The organism is Paenarthrobacter sp. YIM B13468 (assembly GCF_042788025.1).
GTDB lineage: Bacteria > Actinomycetota > Actinomycetes > Actinomycetales > Micrococcaceae > Arthrobacter > Arthrobacter aromaticivorans.
In genome coordinates, this window is sequence record NZ_JBHZPI010000001.1 from 72,241 (window position 1) to 87,490 (window position 15,250).

At 62.0% G+C, this 15,250-nt stretch carries 15 protein-coding genes; 9 read left to right on the plus strand and 6 right to left on the minus strand.

All coding sequences use genetic code 11. The features are described 5' to 3' along the window. Positions 1-16: 16 nt before the first annotated feature. Positions 17-2,068: a TPM domain-containing protein gene (locus ACFX4T_RS00345; protein WP_377650445.1), complete on the minus strand. Its 2,052-nt coding sequence runs from the start codon at positions 2,066-2,068 to the stop codon at positions 17-19. A 345-nt stretch (positions 2,069-2,413) separates the two neighbouring features. Here ACFX4T_RS00345 and ACFX4T_RS00350 point away from each other — a divergent pair, with 345 nt between their 5' ends. From ACFX4T_RS00350 to ACFX4T_RS00375, 6 genes are all read left to right on the plus strand, one after another. Continuing rightward, positions 2,414-4,084 carry a trypsin-like peptidase domain-containing protein gene (locus ACFX4T_RS00350; RefSeq protein WP_377650446.1) on the plus strand — a complete coding sequence of 557 codons (1,671 nt, stop codon included), beginning with the start codon at positions 2,414-2,416 and terminating at the stop codon, positions 4,082-4,084. Positions 4,085-4,352: 268 nt separating this feature from the next. Beyond that, positions 4,353-5,156: an electron transfer flavoprotein subunit beta/FixA family protein gene (locus ACFX4T_RS00355; RefSeq protein ID WP_216924063.1), complete on the plus strand. Its 804-nt coding sequence runs from the start codon at positions 4,353-4,355 to the stop codon at positions 5,154-5,156. Between the two features lie 12 nt (positions 5,157-5,168). After that, on the plus strand, positions 5,169-6,122 hold the full coding sequence (locus ACFX4T_RS00360) for an electron transfer flavoprotein subunit alpha/FixB family protein (RefSeq protein WP_216924062.1): 954 nt from the start codon (positions 5,169-5,171) through the stop codon (positions 6,120-6,122). A gap of 5 nt (positions 6,123-6,127) precedes the next feature. Next, entirely contained in the window at positions 6,128-6,907 is a 780-nt protein-coding gene (locus ACFX4T_RS00365) for a PIG-L deacetylase family protein (RefSeq protein WP_377650447.1), read from the plus strand. A gap of 74 nt (positions 6,908-6,981) precedes the next feature. Beyond that, positions 6,982-7,527 (plus strand): gluconokinase, encoded by a 546-nt coding sequence (locus ACFX4T_RS00370; protein WP_216924060.1) that lies wholly within the window; start codon positions 6,982-6,984, stop codon positions 7,525-7,527. Then, on the plus strand, positions 7,524-8,927 hold the full coding sequence (locus ACFX4T_RS00375; protein WP_223946434.1) for a gluconate:H+ symporter: 1,404 nt from the start codon (positions 7,524-7,526) through the stop codon (positions 8,925-8,927). The genes ACFX4T_RS00370 and ACFX4T_RS00375 overlap by 4 nt, the downstream gene beginning before the upstream one ends. Positions 8,928-9,024: 97 nt before the next feature. Here the strand turns inward: ACFX4T_RS00375 and ACFX4T_RS00380 are convergent, their stop codons facing one another. The 4 genes from ACFX4T_RS00380 to ACFX4T_RS00395 form a co-directional block, all read right to left on the minus strand. Then, the gene (locus ACFX4T_RS00380) at positions 9,025-9,855 is read right to left on the minus strand and encodes an anti-sigma factor (protein WP_223946433.1); all 831 of its coding nucleotides are present in this window, start codon (positions 9,853-9,855) and stop codon (positions 9,025-9,027) included. Further along, positions 9,856-10,461, minus strand: coding sequence for an ECF RNA polymerase sigma factor SigK (gene sigK / locus ACFX4T_RS00385; RefSeq protein ID WP_254186254.1), 606 nt, complete (start codon positions 10,459-10,461; stop codon positions 9,856-9,858). It abuts the gene before it with no gap. Between the two features lie 176 nt (positions 10,462-10,637). Beyond that, on the minus strand, positions 10,638-11,105 hold the full coding sequence (locus ACFX4T_RS00390; RefSeq protein ID WP_216924056.1) for a tRNA (cytidine(34)-2'-O)-methyltransferase: 468 nt from the start codon (positions 11,103-11,105) through the stop codon (positions 10,638-10,640). 100 nt (positions 11,106-11,205) lie between these two features. Then, positions 11,206-12,150: a J domain-containing protein gene (locus ACFX4T_RS00395; RefSeq protein ID WP_377650616.1), complete on the minus strand. Its 945-nt coding sequence runs from the start codon at positions 12,148-12,150 to the stop codon at positions 11,206-11,208. Positions 12,151-12,272: 122 nt separating this feature from the next. Here ACFX4T_RS00395 and ACFX4T_RS00400 point away from each other — a divergent pair, with 122 nt between their 5' ends. Both ACFX4T_RS00400 and ACFX4T_RS00405 read left to right on the plus strand, forming a co-directional pair. After that, a complete protein-coding gene (locus tag ACFX4T_RS00400) occupies positions 12,273-13,199 on the plus strand; it encodes a diacylglycerol/lipid kinase family protein (protein WP_377650448.1) in 927 nt (308 codons plus the stop codon). Between the two features lie 116 nt (positions 13,200-13,315). Then, complete coding sequence (locus tag ACFX4T_RS00405) at positions 13,316-14,023, plus strand: hypothetical protein (RefSeq protein WP_377650449.1); 708 nt, start codon at positions 13,316-13,318, stop codon at positions 14,021-14,023. 3 nt (positions 14,024-14,026) lie between these two features. Here the strand turns inward: ACFX4T_RS00405 and ACFX4T_RS00410 are convergent, their stop codons facing one another. Then, the gene (locus ACFX4T_RS00410) at positions 14,027-14,446 is read right to left on the minus strand and encodes a hypothetical protein (protein WP_216924053.1); all 420 of its coding nucleotides are present in this window, start codon (positions 14,444-14,446) and stop codon (positions 14,027-14,029) included. Positions 14,447-14,537: 91 nt separating this feature from the next. Here ACFX4T_RS00410 and ACFX4T_RS00415 point away from each other — a divergent pair, with 91 nt between their 5' ends. Then, positions 14,538-15,221, plus strand: a complete 684-nt coding sequence (locus ACFX4T_RS00415; RefSeq protein ID WP_216924052.1) for a metalloregulator ArsR/SmtB family transcription factor — start codon at positions 14,538-14,540, stop codon at positions 15,219-15,221. The last annotated feature ends 29 nt before the right edge of the window (positions 15,222-15,250 follow it).

Sequence of the window (15,250 nt, forward strand, 5' to 3'; positions counted from 1 at the left end):
CATCTAAACTGTGGGGCTAGAAACTTCCGGAGTCGCCGCCACCGAAGTCTCCTCCACCGCCGCCCCAGTCGCCGCCGCCGGAGTCGCCGCCGAAGAACCCGCCGCCGCCACCGCCGTCGCTGTGGCCGCCGCCCCAACCGCCGCCACCGCTGTTGAAGATGGAGTTAATCAGAATGCCGCCGAGGATCGCGCCTCCAAGACCGCCACCTCCGCCGCCACCGCCGAACATGCCACCGCGGCCGTAGCCTTGATCGGCATAGCCGAAGTGGTCGACGTCGGCCTGCGCCAGCTGTGCTGCCTGCGCGGCGAGTGAGTGTGCCTGCTGGGCATAGGTCAGAGCCGTCACCGGGTCATTGCGCGAGATCGACAAAGCATAGTCGAGATTGCGCTGGGCCTCGGCGAGCCGGGTGCGGGCCTCCGTGCCAACGCCACCCCGACGGGCCGTGATGTAATCCGAGGTAGCACTGATCTGGGCCTGTGCCGCCATGATGGTTTGCTGCAAGGATGCTTGGGCACGGCGGGCCTGTTCCTGCTGGTCCCGGATGCCGGACAACGACTGATCAAGCGCCTGGTGCGCTGTTTCTACGCGGGTCAACGTAGCAATGGGGTCGATCTTGCCACCTTGGATTTCAGCCTTGACTTGACCCAGCGCCGCCTCCACACCAGCCACGGGCCCAGCGAGTTCGGGATGTTCACCCGACTGGATCATGGCCCTGGCCTGCGCGAGGTCCTGGCTGGTCTCCGCAACCGCGCTTTCCAGCGATGCGCGTGCCTCGTCAAGGCTGCCTGCAGTCTTGGAGATGGCATCGATCAGGACGTTTGTCTGGTGCAGGCTCTCTTCGGCAGCGCGGACAGCTACGGCAGCCAGGCTGTTTTCGCCGGCAGCCAGTTTTTCCTGGGCGGTGGTGGCAGCGTTCTGCACGAAAGCAAGGCGTTCCTTGGCCTGCAGGATGTTGTCTGAGACCTGCGTCAAGGCAGATTCGGCGTACTTACTGCGGAGGCCCTCGAGGGATTGCTCTGCGGTGGCGATCCTGGAGTCGGCCTCCCGGGCGCCTGCGGTGACTGTGGCCAACGCTTGCGGGGCCTTCTTCTCGAGTTCACGAAGGGAGTCGAAGTCCGCTTTCTGGTCACGTAGTGATGCGAGGGCCGCTTCTGAACGGCGAATAATCTCTCCGAGCCATGTGCGCTGTTGTTCCTCGGTGTCCGGTATATGGTCGTCCAGCTGCTGTTGCAACTTGAACGATTCGGTCATATGGGCTTTGGCTTCCTGCAGGGCCTTGGTGAAGTTGCCAATCGCAGAGTCACCGTATTGGGCCTGGGCGAAGCCGAGCTCCTGTTCGCTGGACTTGATGGCGTCATCAGCTTCGATCAGCAGCGAGCCGCTCTTCTGGCGCAGCTCTGGAATACTCAGTGCTGCCAGCGGGTCAAGCTCTTGTCCTTGCGGGCCGTAGCTGGCACTGGACGCCTGGCCGGCCTTCTTGCGCCGGTTTCGCAGGTAGAGATAGGTGGCCGCGCCCCCTGCTGCTACTACGCCAACACCGACGAGGACCCCGGCACTGCCGTTGCCGCTTGGCACGGTACCGCTTCCACCGCCTGCCGCGTCGCCAATGGCAGCAGCGGTGTCAATGGCGGCCTGGGCGTAGTCCTTCTTGCCGCCGCCCAGGTTCGCTGCCACGGCATTCTGCGCGATGGTGGACTGCTTGGAGTAAATGGAGCTCCCGGAATTCAAGGCAAAGTTGTACTGGCCGGCTGTGGATATCGCCAAGATTGCATCGGCCTTGCCCATGCCCTTCTTCGTGGCAACTGCCTTAACCCAGTCCGCAGGGGAGGAAGGGTTTTCGAAGGAGTTCACCGTAACCACGTACAGGTTGTACTTGTGGTCCTTGAGGGTCTTCTGGATGGCGTCCTGAACTTCGCCCTTCCGGCTGCCAAGGACGTTGGCGTCATCGACGATGTTTGTGCCGGACGGTATGGTCACCGGATCCGCAGCCCAGGCGGCGCTGGCCGGGAGGGCCAACATTCCAGCCACGCCAATCACGGCGAGTACACGTTTCACTATTGACCGCATGTGCAACCCTTCAGCACGTATGCGACTGGAACAAGGCGAACCAATCGTCACAGAATGCTCAGCGCCCCCACGCATGGTTTGTAAAGCCGCAGGTCGCTGTGGCAATTCCACTTGATTCTATGGTGCACCCCATACCCCGTCCACAGCCTTGAATATGCCACCAGCGAAACACAGGAGAAACGCGCGATGCCTGGGCGTTGAGGCTCTGTGCGGTTGCCATGTTGGCCTCAACGTGGGCTCTGTTGGAGCACGGCCAACGGCTTTCAGGAAGCTCCCAGCGAACGTCCGATTTTGTTCCAGTAAAAAGGGCCATAGTTATGGAAGACAAGGATGAAAGGAAGACCCATGACGGAGAACCCAGCGCAGGGCACCGCACCAGAGAACCGTGATCCGTCCGAGCCGCGGGATCCCGCTGCGAGGCCTGACTCCGCTGCCACCCACCAGCAGCCGCAGCAGCAGGCGCAGCAGTCTGGCTGGAACTCCGGGCAGGGAACCGGTCCGCATGCAACGACTCCGCTGCCGGCCTTTCAGCCGCCGGCCCAACCGGCACCTCACACCAACGCAAACCAAGGTCTGCACACCAACACACGCCCTGACGGCAACCCGGGTTCCCAGGGAAGCACCGGCCAGCAGGGAAGCACCGGCCAGCCTCACGGAAACACAGGCCAGCCGCAGTACTACGGCGGTCCCCAGCACCAAGACCCGGGGCATCGTCCCAACTACCCGCAGCACCAGCCGTTTTATGGCGGAGGCAGCAATCCAGGGAACCCAAACCTCCACAGCGCTCCGGGCCAGCAGTCCTCCCTTGGCACCAAGCGCAAGCCGGCATTCGGTATCGGAACGCTCATAGCCAGCATCCTTGCCGCCGGCCTCGTAGGTGGCGGTGTGGTGGCAGGCAGCACCGCGCTTTTGGACAACCCGGCACCGGCGGCCTCAAGTGGTGGCCAGTCGAGCACGGTGATCGTGAATAACAAGGACGACGTCAACGTCATCACGGCAGCAGCAGCCAAGGCGTCGCCGAGCGTGGTCACCATCAAGGCAACCAGTGGAAACGAGGGCGGAACAGGGTCCGGCATTATTATCGATGACCAAGGCCACATCCTGACCAACACCCACGTCGTCACGCTTGATGGTGCAACATCCAATGCTGCCATCGAGGTCCGCACCAGTGACGGAAAGGTTCTCAAGGCGAAGGTTGTTGGAACTGATCCGCTCTCCGACCTCGCAGTTATCAAGGTGGACGATACGTCCGGTTTGGTGCCGGCCACACTCGGGGATTCCTCGAAAATCAACGTGGGCGATACCGCCGTCGCGATTGGTTCGCCGCTTGGCCTAACGGGCACTGTCACGGACGGTATTGTCTCCACCCTCAACCGCACCATTAGCGTCGCTTCCTCTGCCGCCCCGAAGGAAGGCACTGACAATTCCCAGGGCGGTGACCAGGGCTTCCAGTTTGCACCTCCAGGTGGCGGCCAAAGCCAGCCCAGTGCCAATGAGGGCTCGATTTCGATCAACGTGATCCAGACAGACGCAGCCATCAACCCGGGCAATTCCGGTGGCGCACTGGTAAACAGCAAGGGCGAGATCATCGGCGTCAACGTGGCTATTGCTTCGGCGGGCAGTGGCACAGCGGATTCCTCCACCGGAAACATCGGTGTGGGCTTCAGCATCCCGATCAATCACGCAAAGCGCGTTGCACAGGAAATCATCGATACCGGCAAGGCAAGCCATGGCCAGTTTGGTGTCTCTGTACGATCGAAGTCATCCACGAACAATGATTCAGGGTTCTCGGTTGGCGCAGAGGTGGCCTCGGTGACAACGGGTTCGGCCGCGGCCAAGGCAGGCATCAAGGTTGGCGACGTCGTCACCAAGTTCGGTGACTACCAGGTGACTGATCCCAACCAATTGACCGCGGCCGTCCGCGAACAGCCCGCCGGTGCCAAGGTCAAGGTAACCATTCAGCGCAACGGCCAGCCGCAGGAAGTAGAAGTTACTTTGGACGCCGCACAGCAGTAACAACCCCAACAGCAGGAACCTGCTGGCAAAGCGGACGACGGCGGGTGCCACCTCACAGGTGTCACCCGCCCTCCTGTTGACGCAGGCGTTGTGCCTCTGTTGACGTAGCTCATGAAACAGGCGTTAACGCACAGTCGTTTTTCTGCGGGTTTCTGCGGGCAATATGCTTAGCTAGGGGAAGCCCACGCGCTGGGCAATTCACGGCCACGCTCCTGCGGTTGGCCGTCCACAAGCATGGAAGGCTGCTTCGAAGACAGTGGAAGAGACATTGAAGATTGTCGTTCTGGTCAAGCACGTCCCGGACGCGCAGTTCGACCGGCACATCACCGGACCCGGCAACACAACTGACCGCGATGAGAGCATCTTGTCCGAACTTGACGAGTACGCCCTTGAGGCAGCACTGCAGCTGGCTGAAGAGCGTGGCGGGGCCAAAGCCGGCAACGAGGTCATTGCCCTCAGCATGGGACCCTCCGGTGCGGTAAACGCAGTCAAGAAGTCGTTGCAGATTGGCGCCTACTCCGGAGTCCACCTGAGCGATGACGCGCTGGCTGGTTCGGACGCCGCTGCCACCTCGTTGGCGCTTGCAGCCACCATCCGCCATCTCTCCGCAGACGGACGCCCGGTGGACCTGGTCCTGACCGGCATGGCTTCCACGGACGGCGAGACCTCGCTCATCCCGGCCCAGCTGGCCGAGCGGTTGTCGCTCCCGCAGCTTACGTTTGCGTCCAGCCTCGAGGTTAACGGCGGAACTGTCGTGGCACGTCGCGATGCCGGCTCCCACTCGGAAACCGTCGAAGCGCAGCTCCCGGCGCTCGTCTCGGTCACAGACCAGATCAATGAACCGAGATACCCCAATTTCAAGGGAATCCTGGCAGCCAAGAAGAAGAAGATTGCCTCGTTGTCGCTTGCCGATATCGGTGTCGATCCTTCCGAGGTAGGCCAAGCAGGCTCGTGGACAGTTGTGGAGTCTGCAGCTGCCCGCCCGCCCAGGACCGCAGGTACGATCATCACCGACGAGGGCGACGCCGGCATCAAGCTCGTCGACTTCCTGGCCGCACAGAAGCTGCTCTAAAGGACTCCAACCATGGCTAATGCACTTGTTTTCATTGATAACCCCGGGGCCGCGCTCAAGAAGAGCAGTTTGGAGCTCCTGACCCTTGCGCGGAAGCTGGGGGAGACCGCCGTCGCGATCAACGGTGAATTAACCGACGACGTCGCTGCCACCTTGGGTGCCTATGGCGTGGCGACGATCTACCAGCCCTCTGTGGAGGACCTTGACGACTACCTGGTTGCGCCAAAGGCCGGGTACCTCGCGGCTGCAGTGGCGGCTTCAGGCGCCACGGCTGTCCTGATCGAAAACTCGCCCGAGGGCAAAGAGATCGCGGGACGACTCGGCATTAAGTTGAACGCCGGAGTCATCACGGATGTCGTTGGTCTGGATGCGGATGGCACCGCCCACAAGTCGGTTCTCGCGGGTTCGTACAACACCACGGCGAAGGCCACCACTCCAGTGTCGGTCTTTTCGGTAAAAGCGAACATCGTCGAAACAGAGCCTGCAGGCGCAGCCACAGCTCCCACGACAGCCAAGGTTGAGGTTCCTGCGGACGCAGCAGCTAATGCGGCCCGGATCTCTTCCCGCACGGAGAAGCCCGCCAGTGGTCGGCCCGACCTCAGCGAGGCCCGGATCGTCGTGGCCGGCGGGCGGGGTGTCGATGGCGACTTTGGCCCGTTGGAAGAACTCGCTGATGCCCTTGGTGCTGCCGTTGGCGCTTCCCGTGCAGCAACAGATGCTGGCTGGATTGGCCACGACGCGCAAGTGGGCCAAACCGGTGTGACTGTCTCTCCGCAGCTGTATATTTCGGCAGGCATCTCAGGAGCAATCCAACAAAAGGCTGGAATGCAGACATCCAAGGTCATTGTGGCCATCAACAAGGATGCAGAGTCTCCTGTCTTTGAGATCGCGGACTTCGGCATCATCGGCGATCTGTTCAAAGTCGTGCCGCAGGCAACAGCTGAGATCAAAAAGCGGAAAGGCTGATCCCTTTGACTTCTGGCGTTCCGTCAGCAAAGAGCCCGTTCAACGCCTCCACGGAGCGTGTTGAGCGGGTGCTTTGTTTTACTGCCCATCCTGACGACATCGACTTTGGAGCTGCAGGAACCATAGCTGCCTGGACTGCTGCGGGCGTTCAGGTCACCTACTGCATCATGACTGACGGCGACGCCGGCGGGTTTGATCCCGTTGACCGGGAACGCATCATCGAACTCCGTGCCACCGAACAGCAACGCGCAGCCGAGTTGGTGGGAGTCAACGACATCCGGTACCTGCACGAACACGACGGCTACCTCGAGCCGACACACAACGTCATCAAGCAGGTTGTGAAGCTCATTCGGGAAATCCGCCCGGACATCGTGTTGACCATGCACCCGGAACGGAACTGGGACCGCCTTCAGAAGAGCCACCCCGACCACCTCGCAGCCGGGGAAGCCGTGACCAGGGCGGTATATCCCGCTGTGGAGAATCCCTTTGCGTACCCTGAGTTGGCTGAGGCCGGACTCGCGGCCTACAAACTGCCCTGGCTCTGGTTTATCTCCAGTCCAGCGGACCGTGAGAACCATTTCGTGGACGTCACCAAGCATGTTGATGCCAAGCTCGATGCGATCCGCATCCACGCGAGCCAGCACCCGGACATAGAGGGGATGGAGCGCGTGGTCCGTGGCATGTTGATGGCCAATGGTGCGCGTGCAGGGCTTCCTGCCGGGACCAGTGCTGAGAGTTTCCACGTGGTGTCCGTCAACGGATCCAGTACTATCGCCGGCTTCTGACATTGCCGATATGTAACCCGTGTCATATGCTGGACCTCGGTTAAATCATATTTATTCGAGGAAGGCAGACTTTGATGGCGAAGACTGCACAGCAACCCGTACTGGTGATTATGGGAGTCTCCGGTTCGGGCAAGTCGACAGTAGCCGGCGTACTGGCCGGAAAGCTTGGATGGGATCTCGCCGAAGGCGACGACCTCCATCCGGAAGCGAATGTGGCCAAGATGCACTCGGGCCAGGCACTCAGCGATGAGGACCGGTGGCCTTGGCTTGGCATCATTGCCGACTGGATCCGGGAACACACCGATGCCGGTACGCCGGCCATCATCACGTGCTCGGCATTGAAGAAGAAGTACCGCGACGTACTCCGGGGCGAAGGGGTTGTCTTTGTTTTCCTGCAAGGGAGCAAAGACAAGATCTCGGACCGGCTCGCGTCGCGGCACGGCCACTTCATGCCGCCGTCGCTCCTGGAGTCCCAGTTTGAAGCACTCGAGGAACCCACGGAAGACGAGAACTATATCTCGCTGTGTGTTTCAGCATCGCCCGCTGAGGAAGCGGACGAAGTCATCGAGCGGCTCGGCTTGCGCCCCGTGGGTGCAGGTTCCGAAGCGAGCGCCACGTGATCGCCGTGGAAACTGCCACGCAGGTACAGGAGTGGACCGGGCACGACACCCAGCTTCTTGTGGTGGCAGCCGTGGGCATTGCACTGATCGTGGTTCTGATCGCAAAGCTGAAACTCCACCCATTCCTGGCGCTGGTGCTGGGCTCGGCGTTTGTCGGCCTCGCCTCGGGCGTGGAACTGGGCAAGGTCATTACCAACTTTGAGGACGGAGTTGGCGGCGTCCTCAAGGAAGTCGGCCTGCTGATTGCCTTGGGCGCAATGCTTGGCAAGTTGCTTGCGGACTCCGGTGGAGCCAACCGGGTAGTGGACACCTTGTTGGCCAAAGCCACCGGCAACAAGATCGTCTGGATGATCACGCTCGTGGCAGTGATCATTGGCCTGCCGATGTTCTTCGAGATCGGTCTTGTGCTCCTGCTTCCCGTGATTGTCCTCGTGACGCAGAGATCCGGGATGAAGCTCATGCGCATCGCAATCCCGGCTTTGGCGGGCCTTTCAGTGCTCCATGGCTTGGTGCCCCCGCACCCGGGGCCGCTGATTGCCATCAGCGCTGTGAAAGCCGAATTGGGAACAACACTGGGCCTGGGCATTCTCGTGGCCATTCCCACGGTCATCATTTGTGGACCGCTTTTCTCGCGGCTGGCTGCGCGGTGGGTTCCGGTGGACGCTCCCGCCGTGGCGGGTGGCATCGACACCCAGCACCGCGCTGACCTCAGCGACGTCAAGCGCCAGCCCTCGTTCCTGGTGACGCTGCTGACCATTATTTTCCCGGTAGTCCTCATGCTGCTAAAGGCTTTGGGTGACATCATCTGGCCGGACGCCGCAACCGCTCCGATGATCAGGATCTTCTTCGATTTCGTGGGCCAGCCCCTGGTGGCCATGACACTGGCCGTACTCGCTGCCATTGTGAGCTTCGGGTATGCAGTGGGATTCACCGGCAGCAAGATCACTGCCAAGCTGGGCGACAGCCTGGGCCCGATCGCAGCAATCCTTCTGATTGTTGGAGCTGGCGGTGGGTTCAAGCAGACATTGATTGGTGCCGGCGTGGGCGACGCCGTCAAGAAGTGGGCGGAAGGGGCCAACATGTCCGTCCTCGTGCTGGGCTTTATTGTGGCGGTGGCTCTCCGGCTCGCTACAGGCTCGGCAACTGTTGCAACCGTGACTGCCGCCGGCATTGTCGCGCCCCTGGCCAGCAGCTTGACCCCAACCCACGCGGCACTGCTCGCCTTGGCGATCGGTGCAGGCTCATTGTTCCTTTCGCACGTGAATGATGCCGGTTTCTGGCTGGTCAAGGAGCTCTTCGGCCTAACAGTCGGGCAGACCTTCAAGACCTGGTCTGTGATGGAGACATTGATCTCCCTGGTTGGGTTCGGCTTCGTGATGCTGTTGTCGCTCGTGTTGTAGCTGCCGGTCAACTGCAGGCAAGAACGACGGCGGCCGCCCCACCTTGGTGGGACGGCCGCCGTCGGGCCTTAAGCGTTGGGGCCAGCCTTGGCTGACATCAGGCGCTCAGCGGAACCACCAACACAGGCGGCTGCGTGGGCGAGCTTGATCCGCCAGCGGGCTCCACCGTAATGGCCACCGAGGAAGCTGAGGACAATCCCTTCACCACTGCCGGCTTGGACAACGTCTCGGCGTCCATAGTGCCCTGCGGCACGGGGGCTGACCCATCCTTCGGCAACGTCCACAACTGGTAGACCTTACCGTCGGGGGCCGGGGCTACGCCGTCCATCAGCACCACAAAGGAGTCCTTGGTGGAGGAAGCTGAAATTGTAGCCGTCCCGCCGCCGGGAACCTGGGCCGTCTTCTTTTGGACATCCTGGGCCTGCAGGACCTGGTTCACGGGATCGTTCTGGCCGGCAACGTACACGCCGACACCTACGCCACCCAAAGCGATGACGGCAGCAGCCGCTGCGCCAACCAGCCATGCGCGTCCCCGCCCGAGGCGGCGTTCTCCGCGCTTGGTCCTGGCGCGGGCCAGTTCGTCGAGGATTGGCTCCGCCTCTACATTAATGCCGGTCCTGGCGGGGGAGTCCATGGCAGATTCCCGGTTGATCCGGTCCATAATGTTGGCGAAGACGGCAGGGGGCGGTTCTTCTTCAGGAGTGAAACCCACCACCAGGGTCTCGCGGGCCTGCCGGACCCGCTCCTGGAACGCTGGACCTTCCGGAGCGTCCTTGACGTATTCGTCAATCAGTGCCCGTTCGGATTCAGTGACGGCGTCCAAGGCATAGATTTCCGCGAGTTCGAGGACACGGCCCTCGGCCAAGTCGGTTGCGATGTCATTGGCGAACATTCTGCGGACAAATCCTCCACCGTTGTTCTCGCTCATTCAGCCCACCCCCAAGCAGGTCTTCAAGCGCAGGAGTCCGTCGCGAATGCGGGACTTGATGGTGGGAACTGCGGCACCGAGGTGCTCAGCGACCTCCCGGTAAGTGAGCCCACCGTAATAGGCAAGGCGGACGGACTCGCGCTGGGTGTCCGTCAAAGTGCCCAGGCACCGGCTGACTGCCTCGGCCTCAAAGTTTGTGTCGGCTTCTTCGGACACGACGTCGCGATCAAGTTCCTGGCTCGCCGCCCCGTATCGGGCTTCGCGGTCTGTGGCCGCCTGGACGGCACGGACGCGATCGATGGCCCGGCGGTGCGCGATGGTCATCAGCCAAGCCAGGGGGCTGCCGGCCGCGGGGTCGAATTTTGCGGCGCCTTGCCAGACCTGGATGAAGACTTCCTGGGTGGCATCCTCACTCAGCTCGGAATCGACCAGGACGCGCCTGGCCATGCCGAAGACGCGTTTGGACGTCAATCGGTAGAACTCGGCAAAGGCCTCTTGGTCGCCAGCCGCAACCAACTCAAGCAGTCCCGCGAGCTGCGGGTTCAGGTCTTTCGCGGTCCCGGAAGTCTCGACGACCGGGGGACCGGGATTGTTGGGGGTGTCCATCACTGTCCAGCATAAGTCGTGCGGTTTGAAACGGGCAGCACGAGGGAGTGGCGCGGCGGTGCAGCTTGCCGTCACTACCCTGGCCTCGAGCGCGCTCATGTTGCTCCCTCATCGAATGTCCAAAGCAGGAATTCATCCTGCATAGGTTATTCGCAGCTGCGGGCGCCGTGGATGGGCTACACCTTGGCGCCGGCAAATCCGTTCTGGCGCCACGCCTCGAAAACGGCGATGGACGCGGCGTTTGCCAGGTTCAGTGAACGCAGGGAAGGCCGCATCGGGAGCCGCACCCGGGCAGTGACGTGCGAATCCTTCTTCAGCCAATCCGGGAGCCCGACAGATTCAGGGCCGAACATCAGTACGTCACCCTCACGGTAGTTGATATCCGTGTAGGACGTTTCGCCGTCGGACGTAAACGCAAACACACGCTCAGGCTGCAGGGCTGCCCATGCCGCGTTGATGTCCTTATGGACCGTGACGACGGCGAGATCGTGGTAGTCCAGGCCCGCCCGGCGCAGCTTGGCATCGGAAAAGTCAAAGCCCAGAGGCTCCACCAGATGGAGTTCGGCGCCGGTGATGGCGGCCAAACGAATGGCGTTGCCCGTATTGCCCGGGATTTCTGGAGTGTGGAAGAGGATGCGGAACACCGTCCCATCCTAGCCAGTCCCGTCCCAGCCGGTCCCATCGCAGCCGGTCCCATTGCGTTGGCTTCATTCTGAGCCACCCAGTGCCGGCGAAAGCAAGATGTCAGTGCATGCCGCGGAGCAAGCGGGCAAGAACTGGAACCACCACGGTGTTCGGTGCTGGTCCTGAACCAAGGAACTGCTTCAAACCGCGGACCAATCCTGCACCATTGACCACCTCAACCGCATTATGGCTGGACTGTCCTTTGCCGTACTGGTCAATGACCGGTTCGTGCAGGTTGCCGTCAGGACTGTGCAGGACCACCCAGCCGGTGACGTTCAACTCAGGGAAGAGGTCCTGCATGTGGCGGACAATGTGGGCCAGCTGCGGCGGAGCCACAGCCCGGCCGCCGTGGCGCAGCGAATTGCCGTCCCACGCGTAGGCGCCCTTGGGCAACAGCATGGAACCAACCAACGCCAGCCGGTAGCCGGAAAGCACCGCGTGGTCGATGTGGTTGTTGTCAGAGGGGGAGCGGAGCCCATTGATGAGCCTTGCGGCGGGGATGGCGGGCAGGACCTGCCTGCTGATGAGCTGAACCGTACGCATCTCGCGCTGGATGCGCGCTTCGGCACCGAATATGCCACGTTTTCGCGGCAATCCATGGACCTGTTGGGCGGCTTCCGCTTTTGAAATGAGCGGAACCTCCAGCGGGTCATCAAAGGCCGGAACGTAAACGGGCGGATCGCCTGCCGTGTTGCGCTGGGCCTGCGGACGCCTGACCCCGGCACTGGTGGCCGGACCGGGCGCAGATGCACCCGTATAGTCTCCCGGACGCGGTTGGCTGCGTCCGGAAGCGCCGCTGGCATACCTGCGGTCATACTCGGCCCGCCGCTTCGGATCAATCAGGGTCTCATACGCGAGCGTTACGCGACGGAACATTTCGGCCTCGCCGCCGTGATCGGGGTGGGCCATCCGTGCGGCCTTCCGATAGGCCACCTTGATCTCCTTGTCAGTCGCAGTGACGGACACGCGAAGAACCTGATAGTGGGAACTGCTGCCCTCGGCCAAGCACAGGCCCTTCTCTAGGATGGTGGTCCGCTCCACTCGCGGGGCGGTATGGCCAGTTTATCCAGCCACTATGAGAACGTCGGCAGCGGGCGCGGTGGTTCCCGGCTGGCATAATTCAGCAGGTGAATCCTCCGGCGCCCAAGAATCCCACGCACTCGGCGGAGAAGATCGCCCTTGCCATAAATCCAACAGCATCGTTCGGCCGTCGCGGCCTCGCCGGGGACGAGGCGGCAGCCTCCCTTCGCGCTGGCGGTTGTGACGTCGTCGTGCTGGAAGCAGGAAGCTATGACGACCTCCGAACCCTGGTTGATGAGGCCATAACTGCAGGCATCAGTGCGCTGGTTGTGGTGGGCGGGGACGGCATGGTCCATTTGGGTGTCAATGCGCTCGCCGGAAAGGACGTTCCCCTGGGAATTGTTCCCGCTGGCACTGGCAATGATGTTGCCAGATTGCTGGGCTTGCCACTCACGGACACAAAGGCGGCGTGCGATCGTTTGCTGGCGTCAATGCCATCGGGCGGCCGGAAGATCGACGCCGGACGCGTCACCGCAGGCGGCCGAAGCAGCTATTTTGCGGGGGTCCTGTCTGCTGGATTTGACGCTGCCGTCAATGAGAGGGCGAACTCGTGGCGTTGGCCCAAGGGAAAGAGCCGTTACAACCTGGCGATGCTCCGGGAACTCGGTTCCTTCCGGCGTATCGAATACACAGTGACGGCCGACGGCGGGCAGTGGCGCCAACCGGCGTTGCTGATTTCCGTGGCGAACGGCCAATCGATCGGCGGCGGGATGAGAATAACGCCCAATGCTTTACCCGACGACGGGTGGCTGGATTTGTTCATCGTCAAGGAGTTATCGCGGCTGAATTTCCTGGCAGTGTTTCCCAAGGCGTTCGCCGGCAAACACCTTGGCCATCCGGCCGTGGAGATCCGCCGGGTCCGGAAGGTGCGGTTGGAGGCAGAAGGCGTTGTGGCTTACGCCGACGGCGAGCGCGTGGGCAGATTGCCTGTGGAGGTCGAGGTTGTGCCCGGGGGTCTGCGCGTCCTTGCATAGTTGAACTGCCCGGAGCCGTTTGACCAGTCTGAGGTCCGCCGGCCACGGTCCGCTGTGGCGGGAGGTTAGACTCGATCGCGGCAGACGTGGCTGGCCGGCAAAAGAAAGGATCGCCAATGACGCGGGGTGTTGGACGACGGCAGTTCCGGGCGTTGGTGGGCGCTGTACCTGGTTTGGGCGTCGTGCCTGCTGTGGCTGCTTTGGGTGCGCTGCTTGCCGGATGCAGTGTGAACGTGCCTGACCCCGCAGCACCGAAGCCTTCACCTTCGGAGTCGACGCTTTCCACCCCAACCATCACGCCCGGACACGATGCTGAGGCTCTCGCCGCGAAGGACCTGCCCTTGGACGCGGGAGGAACTTTGGCGCCCGGAGACCCGGTATTAGTGTCCAGCCGCCTGGAGGAGGCGCCAGGATGGTCCGTTGTGCACTCCGGCTTGCAAGGTGAAACCCGGTACGCAAAGACAGATGGGTGCGCGGTGGTTGTCCGGGTCAGCCTTAACCAGGGGCCATTGGTAGTGCCGGGGGATGACGCCGCGTCCACGAAGGAACTGTTCCGTTACGTGGATCCAGGCATCGCTGTGGACAAGCTAACGCCGGCCTCATTGCGGTGGGGCCAGGATTCGGGCAAGCCGGAGCATAGCGTGGAATTATTGGCCTTGGAATCAGCTCCGGCTTCCGGCGGTGTCGCTTCCGTGGTCCTTGCCAGGCTTTTCAGCAGCCCGGCTTCCTCTGTTTACATATCGGTTGCTTGTCCGGATAGCGGGACCCTGGCCAAGGCCAGGGCTGAGGTCCAGTCCCGGTTGGCCGTGGTCCCACCAGCCTGAGAGTTATTTCTTGAACGCGGTGGCCAGGCGGTTCAACGCGAGTGCTCCCACCAGCAGGCCGAAGTCCCTCAGCGCTACGTCGAAGAACGAGCCAAGCACCAGCAGGTTGACGATGATGCCGAGCAGCCAGGCTGCGACAACGAGGGATCCCCAGCGTGGCCGCAGGGCGACGAGGATGCCGGCGATAATTTCGATGACTCCCACGCCGTACATGAAGGTCTGGGCTGAAACAGGTACCACGGCGGTGGCTGCGGGCGCCAAGTAGACAGTCCAGTCCACCAGGAGGTTGCTGAATTTATCGAGCCCGAAAATGATCGGGGCAATCGTGAAGACCGTCCTCAGGAGGAGAAAGGCCTGCCGGGAAGGGTCCCGGAGGTCGCTGTGGCTGGACTTCGGGCTCATGTGGGTGGTTGCGGCTTCCATGACGCATTCCTTTCTAAAAATAGGTAACTTGATTTTAGATCCGAGCCGAAGTTTAAGCAACGAATCTTGTTTTTAGAGATATTCTGACTGTATGACCACTGCACGCCACTCTTGGCTCCAAAGGATCTCGGCGATCGCCTCCTTGGACGACGACAACCGCAGGGTGTTGTTCGCCTACGTGCGCGGCGCCGCAGATGCGGTCGGTCGGGACGAAGCGGCCCGTGCCCTCGGTATTCCCCGAAGCACGGCCTCCTTCCATCTGGATCGTTTGGTGAAGGACGGAGTCTTGCAGGTGGAGTTCAGAAAGTCCTCTGACAAAGCCGGGCCTGGTTCGGGTCGGCCTGCCAAGCTCTACCGCCCGGCCATGGATGAGGTTGGTGCCTCTGTTCCTGAGCGCCAGTACGATCTCGCCGGGGATCTGATGGCTACGGCTATCACGCGTTCCCTGAAAGGGGAACTTCCCGTGCGGGACGCTTTGCTGGATGTTGCGGGCCGCAAGGGCCAGGAAGCGGGCCGGCCCGGCGATTTCCTGGGTGCTTTGGCGGACCTCGGCTATGAGCCAATGGCTGATGACGCGGGAGGGTACCGACTGCTTAACTGTCCGTTCCATCGGCTTTCGCAGGATCATGAGGAGGTGGTCTGCGCCATGAACGGCGCGTTCCTCAAGGGCGCGGCCACCGCATCCGGTCTTAGTGCTGACAACGTCCTTCCGGAACCTGGCCCTGGCCATTGCTGTGCCCGGATCGGCAGCTTGGAACCAGGCCCAAAAACCTGACCCCGGACCTGACGCTGACGCCGCCGGTA

What these genes read in the sequence shown, in the direction of transcription:
- ACFX4T_RS00345 (WP_377650445.1), bottom strand. Translation starts at nt 2,068, where the DNA reads ATGCGGTCAATAGTGAAACGTGTACTCGCCGTGATTGGCGTGGCTGGA.
- ACFX4T_RS00350 (WP_377650446.1), top strand. Translation starts at nt 2,414, where the DNA reads ATGACGGAGAACCCAGCGCAGGGCACCGCACCAGAGAACCGTGATCCG.
- ACFX4T_RS00360 (WP_216924062.1), top strand. Translation starts at nt 5,169, where the DNA reads ATGGCTAATGCACTTGTTTTCATTGATAACCCCGGGGCCGCGCTCAAG.
- ACFX4T_RS00370 (WP_216924060.1), top strand. Translation starts at nt 6,982, where the DNA reads ATGGCGAAGACTGCACAGCAACCCGTACTGGTGATTATGGGAGTCTCC.
- ACFX4T_RS00380 (WP_223946433.1), bottom strand. Translation starts at nt 9,855, where the DNA reads ATGAGCGAGAACAACGGTGGAGGATTTGTCCGCAGAATGTTCGCCAAT.
- sigK (WP_254186254.1), bottom strand. Translation starts at nt 10,461, where the DNA reads ATGGACACCCCCAACAATCCCGGTCCCCCGGTCGTCGAGACTTCCGGG.
- ACFX4T_RS00405 (WP_377650449.1), top strand. Translation starts at nt 13,316, where the DNA reads ATGACGCGGGGTGTTGGACGACGGCAGTTCCGGGCGTTGGTGGGCGCT.
- ACFX4T_RS00410 (WP_216924053.1), bottom strand. Translation starts at nt 14,446, where the DNA reads ATGGAAGCCGCAACCACCCACATGAGCCCGAAGTCCAGCCACAGCGAC.
- ACFX4T_RS00415 (WP_216924052.1), top strand. Translation starts at nt 14,538, where the DNA reads ATGACCACTGCACGCCACTCTTGGCTCCAAAGGATCTCGGCGATCGCC.